This window comes from Rothia sp. 88186D007BW (genome assembly GCF_053544215.1).
In genome coordinates, this window is record NZ_JBPPTR010000013.1 from 21,659 (window position 1) to 40,242 (window position 18,584).

16 protein-coding genes are annotated in these 18,584 nt (G+C 60.5%); 5 read left to right on the forward strand and 11 right to left on the reverse strand.

Translation table 11 applies throughout. The features are described from left to right. Window positions 1-13: 13 nt before the first annotated feature. The 8 genes from hemL to hemE form a co-directional block, all read right to left on the reverse strand. Window positions 14-1,339, reverse strand: a complete 1,326-nt coding sequence (gene hemL / locus ACEE09_RS08140; RefSeq protein WP_449083706.1) for a glutamate-1-semialdehyde 2,1-aminomutase — start codon at window positions 1,337-1,339, stop codon at window positions 14-16. Between the two features lie 4 nt (window positions 1,340-1,343). Continuing rightward, window positions 1,344-2,351, reverse strand: a complete 1,008-nt coding sequence (gene hemB, locus ACEE09_RS08145; RefSeq protein ID WP_449083707.1) for a porphobilinogen synthase — start codon at window positions 2,349-2,351, stop codon at window positions 1,344-1,346. A 34-nt stretch (window positions 2,352-2,385) separates the two neighbouring features. Further along, window positions 2,386-3,243, reverse strand: coding sequence for a uroporphyrinogen-III synthase (locus ACEE09_RS08150; RefSeq protein ID WP_449083709.1), 858 nt, complete (start codon window positions 3,241-3,243; stop codon window positions 2,386-2,388). Between the two features lie 5 nt (window positions 3,244-3,248). Continuing rightward, window positions 3,249-4,256, reverse strand: coding sequence for a hydroxymethylbilane synthase (hemC, locus tag ACEE09_RS08155; protein WP_449083711.1), 1,008 nt, complete (start codon window positions 4,254-4,256; stop codon window positions 3,249-3,251). 13 nt (window positions 4,257-4,269) lie between these two features. Then, on the reverse strand, window positions 4,270-5,565 hold the full coding sequence (locus tag ACEE09_RS08160) for a ferrochelatase (RefSeq protein ID WP_449083713.1): 1,296 nt from the start codon (window positions 5,563-5,565) through the stop codon (window positions 4,270-4,272). Further along, window positions 5,565-6,299 carry a hydrogen peroxide-dependent heme synthase gene (gene hemQ, locus ACEE09_RS08165; RefSeq protein ID WP_449083772.1) on the reverse strand — a complete coding sequence of 245 codons (735 nt, stop codon included), beginning with the start codon at window positions 6,297-6,299 and terminating at the stop codon, window positions 5,565-5,567. The genes ACEE09_RS08160 and hemQ overlap by 1 nt, the downstream gene beginning before the upstream one ends. 213 nt (window positions 6,300-6,512) lie before the next feature. Further along, on the reverse strand, window positions 6,513-8,021 hold the full coding sequence (hemG, locus tag ACEE09_RS08170; RefSeq protein WP_449083715.1) for a protoporphyrinogen oxidase: 1,509 nt from the start codon (window positions 8,019-8,021) through the stop codon (window positions 6,513-6,515). A gap of 14 nt (window positions 8,022-8,035) precedes the next feature. After that, entirely contained in the window at window positions 8,036-9,163 is a 1,128-nt protein-coding gene (gene hemE / locus ACEE09_RS08175) for a uroporphyrinogen decarboxylase (protein WP_449083717.1), read from the reverse strand. 87 nt (window positions 9,164-9,250) lie between these two features. On the opposite strand from hemE, the gene ACEE09_RS08180 reads away from it, so the two are divergent. The 4 genes from ACEE09_RS08180 to ACEE09_RS08195 all read left to right on the forward strand — a co-directional run bounded on the left by ACEE09_RS08180 (window position 9,251) and on the right by ACEE09_RS08195 (window position 13,469). After that, a complete protein-coding gene (locus ACEE09_RS08180) occupies window positions 9,251-10,543 on the forward strand; it encodes a glutamyl-tRNA reductase (protein WP_449083719.1) in 1,293 nt (430 codons plus the stop codon). A gap of 61 nt (window positions 10,544-10,604) precedes the next feature. Continuing rightward, a complete protein-coding gene (locus ACEE09_RS08185) occupies window positions 10,605-11,264 on the forward strand; it encodes a TetR/AcrR family transcriptional regulator (RefSeq protein ID WP_449083721.1) in 660 nt (219 codons plus the stop codon). A gap of 142 nt (window positions 11,265-11,406) precedes the next feature. Then, on the forward strand, window positions 11,407-11,634 hold the full coding sequence (locus ACEE09_RS08190; protein WP_449083722.1) for a DUF3107 domain-containing protein: 228 nt from the start codon (window positions 11,407-11,409) through the stop codon (window positions 11,632-11,634). Window positions 11,635-11,837: 203 nt separating this feature from the next. Beyond that, window positions 11,838-13,469, forward strand: coding sequence for a DEAD/DEAH box helicase (locus tag ACEE09_RS08195; RefSeq protein WP_449083724.1), 1,632 nt, complete (start codon window positions 11,838-11,840; stop codon window positions 13,467-13,469). A gap of 74 nt (window positions 13,470-13,543) precedes the next feature. Here ACEE09_RS08195 and ACEE09_RS08200 read toward each other — a convergent pair whose 3' ends face one another. Then, window positions 13,544-14,977, reverse strand: coding sequence for a GuaB1 family IMP dehydrogenase-related protein (locus tag ACEE09_RS08200; RefSeq protein ID WP_449083726.1), 1,434 nt, complete (start codon window positions 14,975-14,977; stop codon window positions 13,544-13,546). A 56-nt stretch (window positions 14,978-15,033) separates the two neighbouring features. Continuing rightward, window positions 15,034-15,879: a PHP domain-containing protein gene (locus tag ACEE09_RS08205; RefSeq protein ID WP_449083728.1), complete on the reverse strand. Its 846-nt coding sequence runs from the start codon at window positions 15,877-15,879 to the stop codon at window positions 15,034-15,036. A gap of 105 nt (window positions 15,880-15,984) precedes the next feature. Here ACEE09_RS08205 and ACEE09_RS08210 point away from each other — a divergent pair, with 105 nt between their 5' ends. Further along, on the forward strand, window positions 15,985-17,565 hold the full coding sequence (locus tag ACEE09_RS08210) for an aminopeptidase P family protein (RefSeq protein WP_449083729.1): 1,581 nt from the start codon (window positions 15,985-15,987) through the stop codon (window positions 17,563-17,565). Window positions 17,566-17,606: 41 nt separating this feature from the next. Here the strand turns inward: ACEE09_RS08210 and ACEE09_RS08215 are convergent, their stop codons facing one another. After that, a complete protein-coding gene (locus ACEE09_RS08215) occupies window positions 17,607-18,467 on the reverse strand; it encodes a general stress protein (RefSeq protein WP_449083731.1) in 861 nt (286 codons plus the stop codon). Window positions 18,468-18,584: the final 117 nt, after the last annotated feature.

The following is an 18,584-nucleotide window of genomic DNA, read 5'->3' on the forward strand; positions in this document are numbered from 1 at the left end:
GGCTAGGTGGGCCTTAGGCTTCTGCCTGGGCTGCTGCGCTAGCGGCATCGGGTAGGGCTGAGATAATGCGGTCCATGGCTGCGTCATCGTGGGCTGCTGAGAGGAACCAGGCCTCAAAGGCGCTAGGGGGCAGGTAGATGCCGGAGTTCAGCATGGAGTGGAAGAAGGCATTGTAGCGGTAGGTTTCTGATGCCTTAATATCGTCATAGTTGTGCACGCCCTTCTCTGCGGTGCCAAAGGCCAGGGAGAAGAGGTTACCTGCTCTTTGGATGGAGTGGTTGACCCCGGCTGCGGTCAGGGCTTCGGTCAGGGCAGCCTGTAGCTGGTTTGAGCGGGCATCGATGCTCTGGTAGACGGTGGCATCTGCGGCCTTGAGGGTGGCTAGGCCAGCAGCCATAGCGATGGGGTTACCAGAGAGAGTTCCTGCCTGGTAGACCGGGCCCAGCGGAGCAAGGTACTCCATAATCTCGCGCTTACCGCCCAGGGCCGCCATGGGCATCCCCCCGCCAATGACCTTGCCGAAGGTGAAAATGTCCGGGGCCCAGTTGCCTTCTGCCGGGGCGCTGTAGCCCCAGTAGCCTGCCGGTGAGACGCGGAAGCCGGTCAGCACTTCATCAAAAATCATGAGGGCACCTTCTGCCCGGGTAATCTCGCGTAAGAAGGCGTTGAAGCCTTCTGCCGGGGTCACAACACCCATGTTGCAGGGGGCGGCTTCGGTGATGATGGCGGCAATGTCGCCGGGGTTGGCGGCAAAAGCTGCGCGGACGGCGTCCTCATCGTTATAGGGCAGCACGATAGTTTCAGCGGCAGTAGCTGCGGTGACGCCCGCAGAGCCGGGTAAGGCCAGGGTGGCAACACCGGAGCCAGCTTCTGAGAGCAGGGCATCAACGTGGCCGTGGTAGCAGCCAGCAAATTTAATGATTTTGTCGCGGCCAGTGTAGCCGCGGGCTAGACGGATGGCGGTCATGGTCGCCTCAGTGCCCGTAGAAACCATACGAATCTGGTCAATGGTTCCAGGGAAGACGGCATTGATACGGTCAACCACAAGTTCAGCTAGCTCAGTTTCCGCGGCAGTCGAAGCGCCAAAGGACAGGCCGTGCTCCACCGCCGCATGTACGGCTTCAATGACGCCGGTGTGCTTGTGCCCCAGCAGGGCAGGGCCCCAAGAGCAGACCAAATCGACGTAGTTGTGGCCATCGGCGTCCGTCAGGTAGGGGCCGGAGGCTTCTACCATGAAGGCAGGAGTGCCGCCAACGGAGTTGAAGGCACGCACCGGCGAGTTAACACCGCCAGGGATGACGCGGGTAGAGCGGGCAAAGAGGTCTTCTGAGACAGTCACAGGGTTACCTTTCGTTCAGCCAGGTGGCAGCTTCGGTAGCGTAGTAGGTCAAGATGATGGAGGCACCTGCCCGGCGGATACCCATGAGCGCTTCGAGGGCTACCGCCTTACGGTCAATCCAACCGGCGGCAGCAGCAGCCTCAATCATGGCGTACTCGCCTGAGACATGGTAGGCGGCCACGGGGACAGGCGAGAAATCGGCGACTTCACGCACAATATCAAGGTAGGCGGTGGCAGGCTTGACCATGACCATATCGGCGCCCTGCTCAATATCGAGCTGCACCTCGTAGAGGGATTCACGGCGGTTGGCCGGGTCCTGCTGGTAGGTTTTGCGGTCGCCGGTGAAGGTGGAACCAACCGCATCACGGAAGGGCCCGAAGAAGGCTGAGGCGTACTTGGCGGAGTAGGCCATGATAGAAACATCAGTGAAACCTGCCTGGTCAAGGGCCGCACGCAGGGCCCCGATTTGGCCATCCATCATACCGGAGGGGCTAATGGTGTGGGCACCGGCCCTAGCCTGGGAGAGAGCCATCTTGCAGTAGGACTCCACGGCGGCGTCATTATCGACGATGGTGGTGCCGAAGGCGTCCTCGGTCAGGGGGCCGCAGTGGCCGTGGTCGGTAAATTCATCCAGGCAGGTATCGGCCATGATAACCACCGAGTTACCAAAACGCTCTCGCACAGCCCGGATAGCCCGGTTGAGAATGCCCTTATCGTCCCAGGCTGCTGAGCCGGTAGCGTCCTTATCTTCATCGCATGGCACCCCGAAAAGGTCGATACAGCGCACGCCAGCGTCCACGGCTTTCTGCACTTGCTCAAGGACGGTCTCCAGGGTGTGCTGGTACTGGCCGGGCATGGATTCAATGGCCACAGGCTCATCAATCCCATCACGGACGAAGAGCACCTGCACCAGGTTAGCTGGAGTCAGGGAGGTTTCAGCGGTCAGGGCGCGCATGGGGCCGGTGGTGCGCAGCCGGCGGGGCCGCACAGGCAGGGCAGAAGGTTCAAACATGGTCTTCCTTGGGCAGGTAGGGGATCTTTACAGCTTAGAGGGCTAAGGCGGCAGCGGCTAGGTCTGCCGGGGCGGGGCTGGCAGCTAGGCTGATGGTGGCAGGGCGCTGCGCCTCAGGGAGGCTACGGGCGGCAGCTTCGGTACTGGCCCCAATGACAACCGTTGGGGGCAAAGGCCGTTCGGCGTCTTCTGCCAGGGTTCTGAGCAGCAGGGGCGAGGTGGCAATCAGGACGTCAGTGCTAGCCAGAGCGGTTACAGCCTCCCCCAGGGTGAGGGTAGAGGCGGTAGAGGTGTTCGCGGCGGTAGAGATTTTCGGGCCGGTTGAGGTTTTCGGATCAGCGGGTAGGTGGGTACTGAGAGGATTTTCTGCCGGGTAGGGCACCATGTCATAGACCGGCAAGGTAGCTACGGTATAACCGTAGTCGGTGAGCCCCTCTTCCAGGGTAGATGAGGCAGTGGTTCCCTGAACAGCCAGAATAGTTTCGCTCATGGGGTCATCCCATTCTTCATCAATGAGCCACTCTTCGACCATACCGGCTGCCGACTGGTTACTGGGCACAAAATCGACCATAAGGCCCCTTTCCATCAGAGCCGCTTCAGTAGCCTGGCCGACAGCAGCAATCTGGGCAGCCCCCAGCAACTCCACCAGGCTTTGCCCTAGCCCCTGAGCCAGGGCTTCAAGCCCTAACACCCCGTTCACCGAAGTGAACGTAACCCAAGAAAATTCTCCACGGATCAGAGCGAAGGCCACTTCCTCCCAGTCATCTGGTGCGCTACCCACAGCCTCAAGGACGGGGGCATAAAGGAAGCGGGCGGTGGCGTCCTTCTCTGCGATGGCGCAGGTGAGGGCAGCAGCCTTAGCCGGGGTGCGAGTTATCAGATAGGTGCTCATAGCTTTTAGGCACCGCCTTTCACATCGGCCAAGGCAGCAGCACCCATAGCCAGTAGGTCATCGGCGGCCTGGGTGCCCAAGAAGGCAGCAGACTCTACCGACAGGGTTTCAGTTTGCACAGTATGCCGCAAGAGCCCAGTACCATCAGGGTGCGCCACAGCAACAGTCAGAACCAGCTGACCGGCCTGCACCTGGGCGTAGGCACCAATGGGGGCGGCGCAGCCTGCTTCAAGACGACGCAGCAAGGCCCGTTCTGCGGTCACAGTAAGCAGGGTTTCGGTGTGGTTGATAGCAGCTACAGCCTGCCCCAGCTCTGAGTCTTCAGCGGCGTCCTCCGAACGGATTTCAAGAGCAAGAGCCCCCTGGCCAGGAGCCGGAACAACCCTCTCAACACTCACATACTCGGTAATGGTTTCGCCAAGCCCCAGGCGGTGTAACCCAGCAGCAGCTAGCACCACAGCATCACAGTCGCCGGTGATAGCACCCAGTTTCTTCTCCCCGTGCAGACCGTGTGCCCCCACCCCGTAGTGTTCGTTGCCGGCCACCCGGGCCAGGCGGGTACCCACGTTGCCGCGAATATCAACCAGGGTAAGATCTGGGCGCAGAGCCAACAGCTGAGCTGCCCGGCGCGGAGAGCCCGTCCCCACCCTAGCCCCAGTAGGCAGAGTATCGAGGGTCAGACCATCACGGGCGCAAAGGGCATCCCTCGGGTCCTCCCGCTGCGGGGTTGCAGCCACCGTCAGGCCAGGGCAGGGTGCGCTGGGTAAATCTTTGAGCGAGTGCACAGCCACATCCACTCCCCCATCTAGCAGGCGCGCCCGCAAGGTCGCAGCAAACACACCGGTGCCGCCCAACTGAGACAGGGGGCCAGCGAGCACATCCCCCTCAGTTTTGACGGTAAGAATCTCTAACCCAATCCCGGTGGCCTCACGTATACGCTGCACAGCCCAGTTCGTCTGGGTGGTTGCAAGGGCCGACCCGCGCGTACCTACGGTAAATGTTCGAGCTGCCAAGGGGCGTCCTTTCCTAGAATTCGGCAATCACTGGCTTATCAGTGCCAGGGCGGCGGGGCTTACAACAGTCAGGGTCGCAGGCATCGAACCACCCCGGCCCACCGCAGAGAGACTGGCGGGCTGCTTGCACGCCCTCAAGATCCTGGGCAGGAGCAGTGGAGACCACACGTTCAGCAATGAGCTGGCGCAAGCCCTCAACATAGGCAGGGTGCGTACCAGGGGTGGGAGTGCGTCGTGCGGCTAAGCCCAGGCGCTTGCAGGTATTTAGGGCTTCGGTATCTAAATCCCACACAACTTCCATGTGGTCTGAGACAAAACCCAGGGGCACAAGCACCACACCATCAACAGCGCCTTGAAGTGCTTCCAGGGCATCGTTAACATCTGGTTCCAGCCAGGGCATACTCGGCGGGCCAGAGCGGGACTGGTAGACCAGCTCCCAATCGACCCCATCCAGCACGGTAGGGTCTATAGCCTCTACCCCGGCCAGGACGGCACGGGCTGCCTCCAGGTGCTTTTCCACATAGGCAGAGCCCCCCTCATAGTCAACACCGCCGGGCCCTGCCTCATTGGCGGCACTGGTAGGTATCGAGTGGGTGCAGAACATGATGCGAATTTTTCCCTCCCCCGCAGCCTGCTGCTGAGAGGCGGCAAGCTGGGCGCGCACCTCCGCCAGGCCCTGCACCAGGCCCTCAACAAAGGGAGTGATAAAGCCAGGAGTATCCCAGTAGGGGCGGATCTTATCAATCTGCAGTTTGCCCTCTAACCCCAGCTCGGCCAGGGCCAGACCATAATCTTCACGGTACTGGCGGCAGGACGAATAGCCGGGGTAGGCGCTAGTAGCCAGCACCAGAATCTTCCGCTTGCCCTCATCGTAGGCCTGCTTGACTACATCATTAACGTAGGGCGCCCAGTTGCGATTAGCCCAGGTTATATCAACTGCCGGGCCTTTCTCGGCCATAGCCTGGCGCAAGGCAGTAAGCAGGGCACGGTTTTGGGCGTTGATGGGTGAAACACCACCATTGGCCCGGTAGTGGGTGGCAACTTCTTCCAGGCGCTCATCGGGTATGCCGCGCCCGGCAGTGACGTTGCGTAAGAAGGGGATAACGTCCTCCTGCCCTTCGGGCCCACCAAAGGAGGAGAGAATCACCAGGTCGTAGTCCTGCGGGGCGGAGGCCCGGGGGCGGGTGAGGGTGCGCTCGCTGGTGTAGGTGCCGATGGTGGTCTCATCGAGGGTGGCCGGGCCGTTGGTGGCGGTGTTGGCCGGGTCGGTTTGGTTGGGGATGATGTTCCGGGGCAGGGGTTCTGGCATTAGGCAATCACCTGGGCGACCTGTTCTGCGGGGATGCGGCGGCCGGTGTAGAAGGGAATTTCTTCGCGCACGAAGTGGCGGGCTTCGGTGTTGCGGAAGGAGCGCATGATATCTACTATCAGCACCAGTTCGGGGGCTTCGAGGGCAATGAGCCACTCATAGTCGTTGAGACCGAAGGCGGCAATGGTGTTGGGTAGCACCTGGGGGAAGTCAATGCCCTTGATGCCGTGGTTCTTCATGATTTCGCGGCGCTTTTCGGGGTTGATGGTGTACCAGTCGTAGGAGCGCACGAAGGGGTAGACGCAGACCCATTGTTCAGGGTCGATGCCCTTGGCGAAGCTGGGGGTGTGACCGGCGGAGAATTCGGCGTCGCGGTGTACGCCCATGGTAGACCAGACAATCTTGGTGCCGGAGAGGGCTGTGGTGCGGCGGAAGCTGCGGATAGCGGACTGGAGGTCTTCGGGGACGGCACCGTGGACCCAGACCATCACGTCTGCGTCGTTGCGCATGGCTGAGACGTCGTAGAAGCCGCGGGTGGTGACGCCCTTAGCCTTGAGGTCAGCAACCAGGGTTTCAAGTTCTGCGGTGGCTTCGGCGCTGGTGGCTGCGGGGTCGGCTGCCCCTTGGCGGGCGAAGACGGTGTAGAGGGCGTAGTGGAACTGGCTGTCGCCTTCGGCTACTTCGCCGGGGCGCTGGCCTTGGATACGGCCGGTGGCATCTTTGGCAGTGGGCATGGAGGGGCGGCCACCATGACCATGTGCACTGTGGCTAGCTGCACCGTGGGGGTAGGCGCCGGGGGCAGGCGCTGCGTGGTCAGCTGCGCCGTGGCCTGCGCTGCCGTGGGTGTTGAGGTTGTGGGCCTGTTCTTCGGGGTTACCGTGGTGTGACATGGGGGATACCTTTCGTGGAGGGTGGGGGCGGGTAGTGAATCTGCTGAGTGTGCCTGCTTAGTGAGCTGGAGAGGAGCTGGGCTCCCCGCTGTTTTCCTGTGCCTCACTGTTTTCCTGTGCCTCACTGTTTTTCTGCAGGAAGTCGCCGATGTGCTTCTGGGTATCTACGGTGACAGCGGCTAGGCCGGTCCCGGCGATCCAGGCGCCAACCGCAGTGGCTGCAGGCAGTTGGGTAAGAGCTGCCCGGAAGGCGGTGACGCGGCTCTTGTGCCCTGGGGTGGTGGAGGGCATGGCGCTTTGCCAGCGCACTACATCCGCTGCCACCAGGTGCTCTTCGCTAATGGGTACACCCAGCAGGTGGGCTGCATCATGCAGGGCCAGGGTGACTAGTTGATCATCGTGCAGGGCCAGCTCTGACAGGGGTGAGGTGTCGTGTTCCTTGCCGCGCCCGTAGGAGAGGCGCACCACGTGGCGTCCTTCTCCTGCTTCGTCGGCGACCCAGGCCCATTTGGCGGTGGCGTGGGTCAGGGCCTTGGCGCGGACGCCGGTGGCAGCTTCACTCACAAGCAGGCCGGTGCCGCGCGGGGCGGCATCGAGTGCCGGCTGGTCAAGCACCAGGGATACGAGGGCAACTTCGGGGCCGGGGGCGACAGCGGGCAGGGCGGAGGCCGGTAGGTGGGGGCCTAGCAGGCGGATGGAGGTCTGGGCGTCGGTGGCAATGACCAGCAGTTCGCCGCGGATAATGGCTGATTTTTCGCCGTATTCGGGCTGGCGTTGGATGGCGGTCCAGCCGCCTGAGACGGGGTCCCGGTCAACGGCGATGGTGTCGAATCCGCTGACGATGCGCACCCGCTGGCGCAGTAGGTCATCGACCAGGGCCTTGGAGAGCTGGTTCATGCCGCCTTCGATTCCGGCGACCTGGGAACCGGCCGGTGAGGCTGCCCGCATGCGGGCGCTCGCTGCGGTGAGGGAGCCGAGTTCTTGTAGGCCGGTGAGCAGGCCGGGGGCGATGGTAGCTACTTCTAGCTGGTCGGGGTGAACAGAGTGCACCCCGGAGACCACGGGAGCAACGAGCTGGTCTAGGACCTGCTGCCCTAGTCGGACCCGCACCAGTTCGCCGAGGGTGGTGGCGTTGGCCCCTACTGAGCGGGGTAGCATGGCGTCAAGCTTGGCCCGGTGGTAGCCTGCCCGGCCGAGGATTTGTTTGAGGGTTGGGTCTTCAAGATTACCGGGAATGCCCATCACACCGGTGGAGGGTGAGGGGAAGGGGCCGGTGGGTAGGTAGAGCCAGGAGCCTAGCGGTTGGGGGGTGACGATGCGTTCTGCTAGTCCTAGGTCGGTCAGGAGGTTGCGCACCGCATCGGTGCGGGTGGCGAAGGATTCAGCGCCGGAGTCCAGAACTAGCCCAGCTAGCTGGTGGGCGCCTACGGCACCTCCTAGGTGGTCTTCTCGCTCAACTAGGGTAACTTTTTTCCCGGCGCGGGCCAGTTCGCGGGCTGCGAGTAGGCCTGAGATACCGCCGCCAATGACCAGGGCGGTGTTTCGTAGGTGCTGGTTTGGTGCCATGGGCTTCTTTCTACCTAGCCTTTGCGGGTTGATGAGTGGATGTAGTCGACCAGGCGGGTCAGGACGGTGGGGTCGGTGGTGGGGGGCACCCCGTGCCCTAGGTTTACCACGTGAGCTGGGGCGCTGCGTCCTTCGTCGATGACGGCGTCGGTGTGGGCGGTGAGGGCTTCCCAGCCAGAGGCCAGGAGGGCCGGGTCGATATTGCCTTGGAGCACGATGCCGCCGCCTAGGCGTTCTTGGGCTTGGGAGAGAGGCAGGCGGTAGTCGACACCGATGACGTCGGCCCCGGCTTCTAGCATGGCAGGCAGTAGTTCGGCGGTGCCGGTACCAAAGTGGATGCGGGGCACACCGTAGTGTTCAACGGCTGCCAGGGTGGCTGCCGAGTGGGGCATGACAAAGCGGCGGTAGTCGGCCTCCCCTAGGGAGCCGGCCCAGGAGTCAAAAAGTTGCACGGCTGATGCCCCTGCCTCGATTTGGGCGGCAAGGAATTGGGCTGAGGTTCTTGCTGCCCAGGCACCTAGGGCTTCCCAGGCGTGGGGGTCTGCGTGCATCATGGTGCGCGGACGCAGGTGGTCGCGTGAGGGGCCGCCTTCTACCATGTAGGCCGCTACGGTGAAGGGGGCACCGGCAAAACCAATTAGCGGGGTGGAGCCCAGCTTTTCGACGGTCAAAGCTACGGCTTCTCGGATCGGGTCAAGGGCGCAGTCTTCAAGTTCGGGCAGGTTCTTGATGTCTTCTAGGGTGCGGACTGGAGCCTCCAGCACGGGGCCGCGACCGGGCACAATATCTACCCCTACCCCTGCTAGCTTCATGGGGATGACGATGTCTGAGAAGAAGATAGCGGCATCTACCTTGTGGCGGCGTACCGGTTGGAGGGTGATTTCTGCGGCCAGTTGGGGGTTCAGGCAGGAGTCCAGCATGGGGATACCTTCACGCACCTGGCGGTATTCGGGCAGGGAGCGCCCTGCCTGACGCATGAACCAGACCGGGGCGTGCTCGGCCTGGCGCCCGGTGAGGGTGCGGATCATGGCTGATTCACCGGTTCCGGCTGTTTTGAGGGGGTGGGATGCGGGCAGATGGGCAAGTTGCTCGTCGGTGAGCAAGGGGCGCTGACGTAGCGCTGATGGCACGGTCTGACTCATATACACCATTCTGCCAAGTTTAAGGCACAACTTTGGAGACACCTTGTCACTAGCTGCGGTGAGGGAGCTGTCTATAATAGTGTCGTCGTGACTATTTTTAGCCTTGTTGCATCGCATCGCTCTGTCGACCTCACCACTGTGGCCCATCTCAGCGAAGGCGTTGAGAAGATTCACCGGGACCTTGAGCGCACCGGTATCCGTGGTGAGGTGATTTTGTCTACCTGCAACCGGCTAGAACTTTACGCAGAAATTCCCAGCAGACCCGGAGCTACCGACCAGAATATCGCCAACGATGTTGCCACCGCCGCAGAACACATTTTTGACTCTATTTCTCTTGGCTCCGGGCTCTCCTACGACCTGGTAGAAAACAGCTTCGATGTGCTTGTTAATACCGACGCCGCCCACCATCTTTTTACCGTAGCTTCAGGCCTGGAGTCAGCCGTTGTGGGCGAGCGCGAAATTACCGGCCAGGTGCGCCGGGCTCTAGCTCTCTCCCAGCAGCGGGGGCGGGCTACTGGCAATCTGGTGCGCCTTTTTGAGTATGGGGCGCAAACGGCTCGCAGAGTTGGTCAGCGGACCATGCTTGGTTCGCGGGGTCGTTCTATTGTGTCTGTGGCCCTTGATATGGCTGATGATATTGCAGAGAAGAGCTGGGAGGAGCGCCGGGTTCTTGTCTTTGGTACTGGGGCCTATGCTGGTGCGGCTGTAGCTGCCTTGCATGGGCGCGGTACGACCGATATTTGGATTTATTCTCGTTCAAATCGTGCAGCCTTTTTTGCCGACAAACGCGGGGTGCAGGCCGTCCCCCATGGGGACCTTCATAAGTACATGGCCTCCGCGGACATTATTATCGGCTGTTCTGGCGGGGCCTCTCCCATGTTGCCTATCGAAATCCCTGAGGGGAAGCGCGTCATTCTTGATTTGGCACTCTCCCGTGACTTCGCTCCTGAGGTAGCAGACTTACCAGAGGTAGAACTGATCACCCTCGAATCGGTGCGTCTTGCGGCCCCTCAAGAGACTGTGGAATCTGTCCACACTGCCCGCACAATTGTGGACGAGGCCGCCGCAGAGTTCTCCATCAAGGAGAAAGCTCGGAGCGTGGACGCTGCTATTGTTGCTCTGAGACAACACACCATGAGCGTGCTCGATGCCGAGCTAGCTAAGGTGCATAACCAGTACGGGTGCACCGCAGCAACTGAACAGCTTGAACTGGCAATGCGCCGCATGGTCAAGTCCCTCTTGCACACCCCGACCGTCCGCGCCCGTGATATGGCGCGTCAAGGGCGGGTGGATGATTATGTAGCGGCCCTCAAGGCCCTCTATGGTATCGAGGTGCAAGAGACCTCCGAAGAGGCTGAACCCCAAACTGACGCCTCCTAGGTAAGCGGCACCCAAACTGCCGTGCCCCCGTCCGCTCACCGTCCCAAAGGTCCGGCCGTAAATGACTACTACGCTAGGTGCACCCCACCCCGCCAGTAATGATGACTCCATCGACCCCTCAGGTGCTAGCCGTCTACCCAAAGAGCTACGCCGCCAACAACTCATCGGAAACGCCGTGCGTGTTTTCGCAGCCCAGGGCTATCACGCCACCACCATGGACCATATTGCCGCAGCCTCGCAGGTGACTAAACCGGTGCTCTACCAGCACTTCACCGGCAAACGCGACCTCTACCTGGCTGTGCTTGATGAACAAATCAAGACCCTCATGAACCAGTTGTTGCACCCTCTCTATGCCACTGAGGTTAACCGTGAACGGGTGCAGGGGGTCATCGGTGCTTTCTTCAGTTTTGCCCGCAAGAATGTGGCTGGCTACCGGCTCATCTTTGAATCCGATATTCGTAACGATTATGCGGTACAAGAACGCACTGATGAGATGCTCAATACCCTGGCCCAGCGCATTGCTGAGGTGCTGGCACCTGAGGCGGGTATGCCCACAGAAGAGGCTCTAATGACGGCCCGCATGCTCACAGGAATGACGCAGTCTGCCGCCCGTATGGTCATTGGCACCGGAGCCTCAGCTCAGCAGCTCAAAACAGCTGAGCGTTCGGTCTTCCGTCTAGCGTGGGGCGGTATATCAGTGATTGACCAAGACTGGCGCTAGGGGCCCTGCTGCTGGTTGGGCTTTAGCCTTCTGTCTCTGTCAGCTCAGACCGAAACCCTGCCCCCTTTCTGGTCTCGCTCACGTAGACTGGTGGGCAGAGACCCCCTGCCGCCGGGTAAGGGACTGATAGGAAGGAATCCTCATGGAAATTAAGATTGGCGTGCTCAATGTACCCAGCCAGGTCGTCATCGACACCGATGAAACCGCCTCAGAGGTACGCGCTAAGGTTGCCGCAGCTCTTGAGCAGGGCGGCATCTTGGAACTGACCGATGCGAAGGGTTCCACTACTCTCGTGCCGGCAGCCAATATTGGTTATGTAGAGCTGGGTGCTGAAACCAAGCACCGCATTGGCTTTGGTATCGGCCAGTAGATGTAGGTTTGATGTAGAGGGTAGGCCCTGGGAGTTTGACACAAAACTCCCAGGGCCGCCTTACTTTTACGGCTCTTGCCGGTAGAATAGAGGAGTTATTTGGTTGCCCGGTCGTACCATCCGTATAGACTCACCTGCCTTTAGCTCTCCTGCCCAACGCCCTGTATGCGTCCTGATGGTGGTTGATAGAGCTTCTTTGTTGCATGAAAACCCACGATCGGCTTCCTCCTTTGCCCCGCGGTGGGGCCTCACTTGAAGGAACATGTTTCGTGACAGACTCTACTACCAGTAAAACTTTCGCCGACTACGGTGTACGCCAAGACATTGCCGATGCCCTAGCAGAAAAGGGCATTACCTCCCCCTTCCCCATCCAGGCGCTAACCCTGCCGGTGGCTCTTTCTGGCCAGGACATTATCGGCCAGGCTAAGACCGGTACCGGTAAGACCCTGGGCTTTGGTCTACCTGCCCTACAGAGCGTAGCGGTCCCGGGTACGCAGGCTTTTGAGCAGCTCCCTACCCCCGGTGCGCCCCAGGCTCTGATTATTGTTCCTACCCGCGAACTGGCGATCCAGGTGGGCGATGATTTGTCGGTTGCCGCCTCAAAATCTGGTGTGCGTGTGAGCACCCTCTACGGTGGCCGACCCTACGACAGCCAGGTTAAGGAACTAGAAAAGGGTGTTGAGCTGATTGTGGGCACCCCGGGCCGACTCATTGACCTGCACCGTCAGAAGTACCTCAACCTCGCCCAGATTAAGATTGTGGTTCTTGATGAGGCCGATGAGATGCTTGATTTAGGCTTCTTACCCGATGTGGAGCGTCTTCTTTCTGCTGTGCCTGAGGTCCGCCAGACCATGCTCTTCTCAGCAACCATGCCCGGGCCGGTGCTCACCATGGCCCGCCGTTATATGAGCCGCCCCATGCATATTCGCGCCGAATCTGGTGAAGAAGAGACCATGACTAAGGCCTCGATTCGCCAGGTTATTTACCGGGCCCACCCCCTGGATAAGGACGAACTCGTTGGCCGTATCCTGCGTGCTGAGGGCCGGGGCCGCACCGTCATTTTCACAAAGACTAAGCGCTCAGCCGCTAAGCTTTCTGATGAGCTGATGGCTCGCGGTTTTGCCGCTGGCGCTATCCACGGTGATTTGAACCAGGGTGCCCGTGAGCAGGCTCTGCGGGCTTTCCGCAACGGCAAGGTCGATATTTTGGTGGCGACCGATGTGGCTGCCCGTGGTATTGACGTTGAGGATGTCACCCACGTCATTAACTACCAGTGCCCTGAGGATGAGAAGACCTACTTGCACCGTGTGGGCCGCACCGGCCGCGCCGAAAAAGAAGGTACCGCTGTGACCTTGGTGGATTGGGAGGACGTCCCCCGCTGGAAGCTCATTAACAAGGCCCTGGAGCTGGGTGTTGATGAGCCTGTTGAGACCTATTCTTCGTCCCCCCACCTCTATTCTGATTTGGGGATTGCTAAGGGAACTAAGGGGCGTCTGCCTAAGGAAGAGCGCACCGCAGCCGGTTTGCAGGCTGAAGAGACTGAGGATTTTGGTGGTGCTCCTTCGCGTCAGAAGCGGCAGGACCGTGGCGGGCGCGGTGAGCGAGGCGAACGCGGTGAGCGCCGCGGACGTTCTGGCTCACGTTCTTCGCGCCGTGATGGTGCCCGTTCAGGCGGCGAGGCCCGTAAGGAGAAGCCTGCTGCCCATAAGGGTGAAGCCGGTGAGGGCGGGGCTCAGCCGCGCCGCCGCCGTACCCGCCAGGGTGAAGGCCAGGTTGCTGGGCAGAACCGTCCGCGCCGCCGCCGTACCCGCCGGGTAGAAGGCGGCGAGAGCTAGGCTCTTTCCCCCTCCCCTAGTAAGGGGCACAGGCCTGGGCCACCGTAACAGGTGGCCCAGGTTTCTTCTTTCTCTTAGCGGGTGGCGCGGGCCTGGCCTTCAGCGTAACCTGCACCTGACTGGATACCCACCACGGCCCGCTGGGCAAACTCTTCAAGACTGGCGGCACCAGCATAGGTGAAGGATGAGCGCACGCCAGAGATAATCGAGTCAATCTGATCTTCCACGCCTCCGCGCCCCTCAGGCAGGTAGATGCGGGCTGAAGAGATGCCCTCTTCAAACATTTCCCGGCGGGCCTTCTCAAAGGCCTCGGTCTTAGAGTTGCGGTTAATCACGGCACGGCGGGAGGCCATGCCGAAGGACTCCTTATAAAGGCGCCCGTCGACGTCCTGTATGACATCGCCAGGTGATTCGTAGGTGCCAGCGAACCAGGAGCCCACCATGACGTTAGAGGCCCCTGCGGCCAGGGCTAGGGCAACATCGCGGGGGTCCTTGATGCCGCCGTCCGCCCACACGTGCACGCCCAGTTTCTTCGCTTCAAGAGCACATTCTAGGACGGCAGAGAACTGGGGGCGCCCCACACCGGTCTGCATGCGGGTGGTGCACATGGCACCGGGGCCCACACCAACCTTGATGATATCTGCCCCAGCTTCTGCCAAATCGCGCACGCCCGCTGCGGTCACCACGTTACCGGCAGCAACCGGGACCGCCGGGTTAAGGGCCTTGACCTTTTTCAGGGCCTCAATCATGGTTTCTTGGTGGCCGTGGGCGGTATCAACTACCAGCACATCGGCACCGGCCTCTATCAGGGCAGCAGCGCGGCCAGCAACATCACCGTTAATGCCGATAGCCACACCAATACGGAGCCTGCCCTGGGCGTCTGTGGCCGGTGTGTAGAGGCTGGCGCGCAGGGCAGCTGCGCGGGTGAGCACACCCACCAGCTTGCCCTCGGCATCTACAACGGGGGCGACCTTGCGAGATTTTTCGTGCAGAATATCGAAGGCTTGGCGCGGGGTGACTGTATCAGGCAGGGTGAGCAGCTCGGTGCTCATCAAATCTTCAACCTGGTCAAAGTTATCTGCCCCGCGCAGATCCTTGGGGGTAATCACGCCAATAGGGCTCTGGCCATCAACAACGATAGCGGCCCCGTGGGCGCGTTTAGGTAGCAGGTGGCGCACATAGCCTGCGGTGTGGTGGGGCTTGACGGTAATAGGGGTGTCAAAGACCAGGTGGGAGTTCTTCACTTCCTGTATGGTGTGGGCGACGATCTCAGCGGGGACGTCCTGGGGGATGATTGCGATGCCACCGCGCCGGGCAACGGTTTCAGCCATGCGACGGCCAGATACGGCGGTCATATTGGCAATGACCAGGGGGATGGTGGTGCCGGTTCCGTCTGCGGTGGAGAGGTCTACGCTCATGCGGGAACCTACCGCAGATCGAGAGGGAACCATAAACACGTCGTTGTAGGTCAGATCGGTGGCCGGAGTCATACCGTTGAGAAACTTCATACCCTCAAGTCTAGGTGGTGCACTCCCCCACAAGCTGTTTGTTTGCTTTGAGCATGTTACTGGGCCGATTTCTGCCGCAGCTGCTGGGAGAGTTCTCTGATACGGTCCACCGTCTCTTGGGGGGTGGTGTTTTCACCCAGACGATTAGGCTTACCTGCCCCGTGATAGTCAGAGGAGCCAGTAACCAGCAGCTGGTGTTCGGCCGCGGTCTTCAAAAGCCAGGCGCGCCCTTCAGGGGGGTTATCCCGGTGGTAGACCTCAAAACCTGCCAGGCCGGCATCAATCATGGCATAGATGGTCTGGTCGCTCGCTATTTTTCCGCGGGAGGACGCCTTGGGGTGGGCCATAACCGGCACGCCCCCTGCCGCCCGCACCAGCTCCACAGCTCGCACCGGGTCAAGAGCGTAATGGGATACATAATACTTGGAGCGGGTCGTCAAAATAGTCTCGAAAGCCTCAGAGCGGTTACTCACAACCCCCAGCACCACCAGGGCATCGGCAATGTGCGGACGCCCCACGGTAGCACCCTCATGCACCTGCTCCTGCACTATCTCCCAGGTCACCGGGTAGTCCTCAGCTAGCCTCTCAACCATGCGCTGGGCCCGGCCCAACCGGGAGTCACGGGCACGACCAATCTCAGCTAAAAGAGCTTCATCGGTCGGGTCATGAAGGTAAGAGAGAAGATGAATACTCACCCCCTGAGCCGAACAGGAGATTTCCATGCCGGGCAGAAAATCTAGCCCCAGGCCACCGGCTGTTTCTGCGGCCTCAGCCCAGCCTGCGGTGGTGTCATGGTCGGTGAGGGCAAAACCGGTCAGCCCTGCGGCAGCAACATCAGCTACCAGTTCAGCTACCGGCTGGGTTCCATCAGAAATACGGGAGTGGGTGTGCAGGTCGTACATACCACCAGGTTACCTTCGCCAGGCCCCCAATAACAGGCACTAGCTAGCACCGCCGCCCCGCCTTGCGCTAGACGCACCGTTAACCGGCTCACTAGACTGGTAGGCATGACTACTAGCAATAAGACCCCCACCCCAGGAGATGACCAGCCTATTGAAGAGCGCGTCACCAACCGCTCTGCTGCTCCTACTTCCAGCGCTTTTACTGAATTTATGGCAGCTAACTGGGCGCCGGCGTCCGACCAGGTCCCTGCCCGGGCCCGCGTAGCTGACTTCGCAGCCCAGCGCCGCGCCAAAATCTCTGCGGCCTTCCCCGGCGAGCGCCTGGTGCTACCTGCTGGCCCTTTGAAGGTGCGTTCGAACGATACTGACTACCGTTTCCGCCCGCACTCAGCCTTTGCTCATCAGACTGGCCTGGGGCTAGACCATGAGCCCGATGCGGTACTGGTTTTTGAGCCGGTTGAAGAGGGTCAGGGGGATCAGGGTTCTAACCATGAGGTTACCCTCTATTTCCGCCCCTTGGCGGGCCGTGATACTGAGATGTTCTACCGCGACCCCCGCTATGGTGAGTTCTGGGTTGGCCCCCGCCCTACCCTCGAGTCGCTGGGTGCTGAGTATGGGCTACGCACCAGGGATCTTTCTGAACTGGAGGTAGCAATTACTAAGAATGCCGGGCATCAGGTCCTGGGTGGGGTTCGTATCCGTCTGGTTCGTGATGTGGATGTGAATGTTGATGCCCTGGTTGATACCTCTCGTTACAATACCGCTGTTGATTTAGAGGAGTCAGATAAGCTCGATGCTGCCCTAACTGAGGCTCTTTCTGAGGCGCGCCTGGTGAAGGATGAGATTGAGGTGGAGAATCTTCGCCGCTCGGTAGGTTTCACCATTGAGGGTTTTGCTGAGGTTGTCAAAGCTCTACCTGCGGCTCGTGCCCACCGTCGCGGTGAGCGTGTTGTTGAGGCCGCTTTTTTCGCTAAGGCCCGTGTTGAAGGCAATGACCTGGGCTATGACACTATTGCCGCTTGCGGTAACAACGCCACTATTTTGCATTGGATTCGTAATAACGGCACTGTTGATGAGGGTAAGTTGCTGCTACTGGATGCCGGTGTTGAAGATGACACCCTCTACACGGCCGATATTACCCGTACCTTGCCAGTGAGCGGTAAGTTCTCCCCGGTTCAGGCTAAGGCCTACAATATTGTGCTTGAGGCAGCTGATGCAGCGTTTAAGGCTGCGGTGCCGGGTAAGAAATTCCGTGAGGTTCATGAGGCTGCTATGCAGGTTCTGGCGGCCCGTTTGCATGAGTGGGGTCTGTTGCCTGTCTCTGCTGAGGTTTCCCTTTCAGCTGAGGGTGGCCAGCACCGCCGTTGGATGCCCCACGGCACCAGCCACCATTTGGGTCTTGATGTGCATGACTGCGCCCAGGCTAAGAAGGAGCTCTACATGGAGGGCACCATTGAGCCGGGTATGGTTTTCACCATTGAGCCGGGCCTTTATTTCAAGGAAGAGGATTTGGCGATTCCTGAGGAGTTGCGCGGTATGGGCATCCGCATTGAGGACGATGTGCTCATTACCGAGGAGGGTAACGAGAACCTCTCAGCTGCCCTGCCTCGCACCGTTGAGGGTATCGAGGCCTGGATGGCTGAGAACTCCCGCCCTGAGAGCGCTCACCGCACTGACCACAGTTAACCAGATAACCGCGAGGACAGTTAGGCCTTAGGGGCACCCTGCTACTGGGTTTTTTCGTTCTCTGCTCTGTGGGGTGCCTTGCGGATAGTTGCCTCAAATTCTTCGGGGGTTTCCACGCGTAGACCGTATTTACCAGCAGCCTTTGAACCGTCGCGGTTGGTTTCGGCTGGGGGCACAAAGGCGGGGGCGGAGGTGCCTTCTGGGGCGGCAGGGCCCTGAGAATTCTGAGACGACTGAGATTGCTGGGGTGCCTGAGACGGCCGGGGCGACTGGGGCTGCTGGGCCGCGTAGCCCTGGGGGTTAGCCTGGCTCATACCGGGGTGGATGTAGGGGCTTGAGGTCTGCCCCTTCTGGGGCCCCTGCTGGGCGAAGGGGTGAGCTGCTGGCCCGTGCACCCCGCTGTGGGTGTCAGTGGGCTGCACCGTGACGCGCAGTAGGTGGCGGGCAGCTTGAGCGGTGGCGGGGATGGCCATGAGGTCAAAACGCTGGGGGAGCATCTGGCTGCGGGTGCGGATGCCCCGGCCCTTGCTGCGGGAGGCTACGAAAATGGAGTAGATGATGCAGAAGGCAATAGCCAGGGGCACGATACTTAGAAGATTAGCCAGAATGGAGGTCTGGGTAATCACCGCGTTGAAGAGAGCAACGAGGGCACCAAGACCAAGACCCTGAATAACCCCGCCCAGGGCTGCCCTGGGGTAGGTGGCTTGGCCGGTGACGTAATCAATCTGCTGCACATCGTGGCCCACGATGAAGAGGGAATGCACCGGGAATTTCTGGCTAGCAAGGAATTCGATGGCCTTAGTCACCTCTTTACGGTCGGTGAAGGTTGCAACGAGTTCACCAGGGGGCAGGTGGGCGCCGTCGGCCATGGCCAGGGCAGGAGGTGCTTTGAGTTGATTCATGTCCCTATTTTTTCTTATTGGGCAGGGAGTTTGCTAGGAGCGCGCCGGTGTATCGCCACAGGTGAACTCTCAAGGCGGTTAGATGAAGGTTCGGTTTTTCTCAGTGGCAGGTGTGGG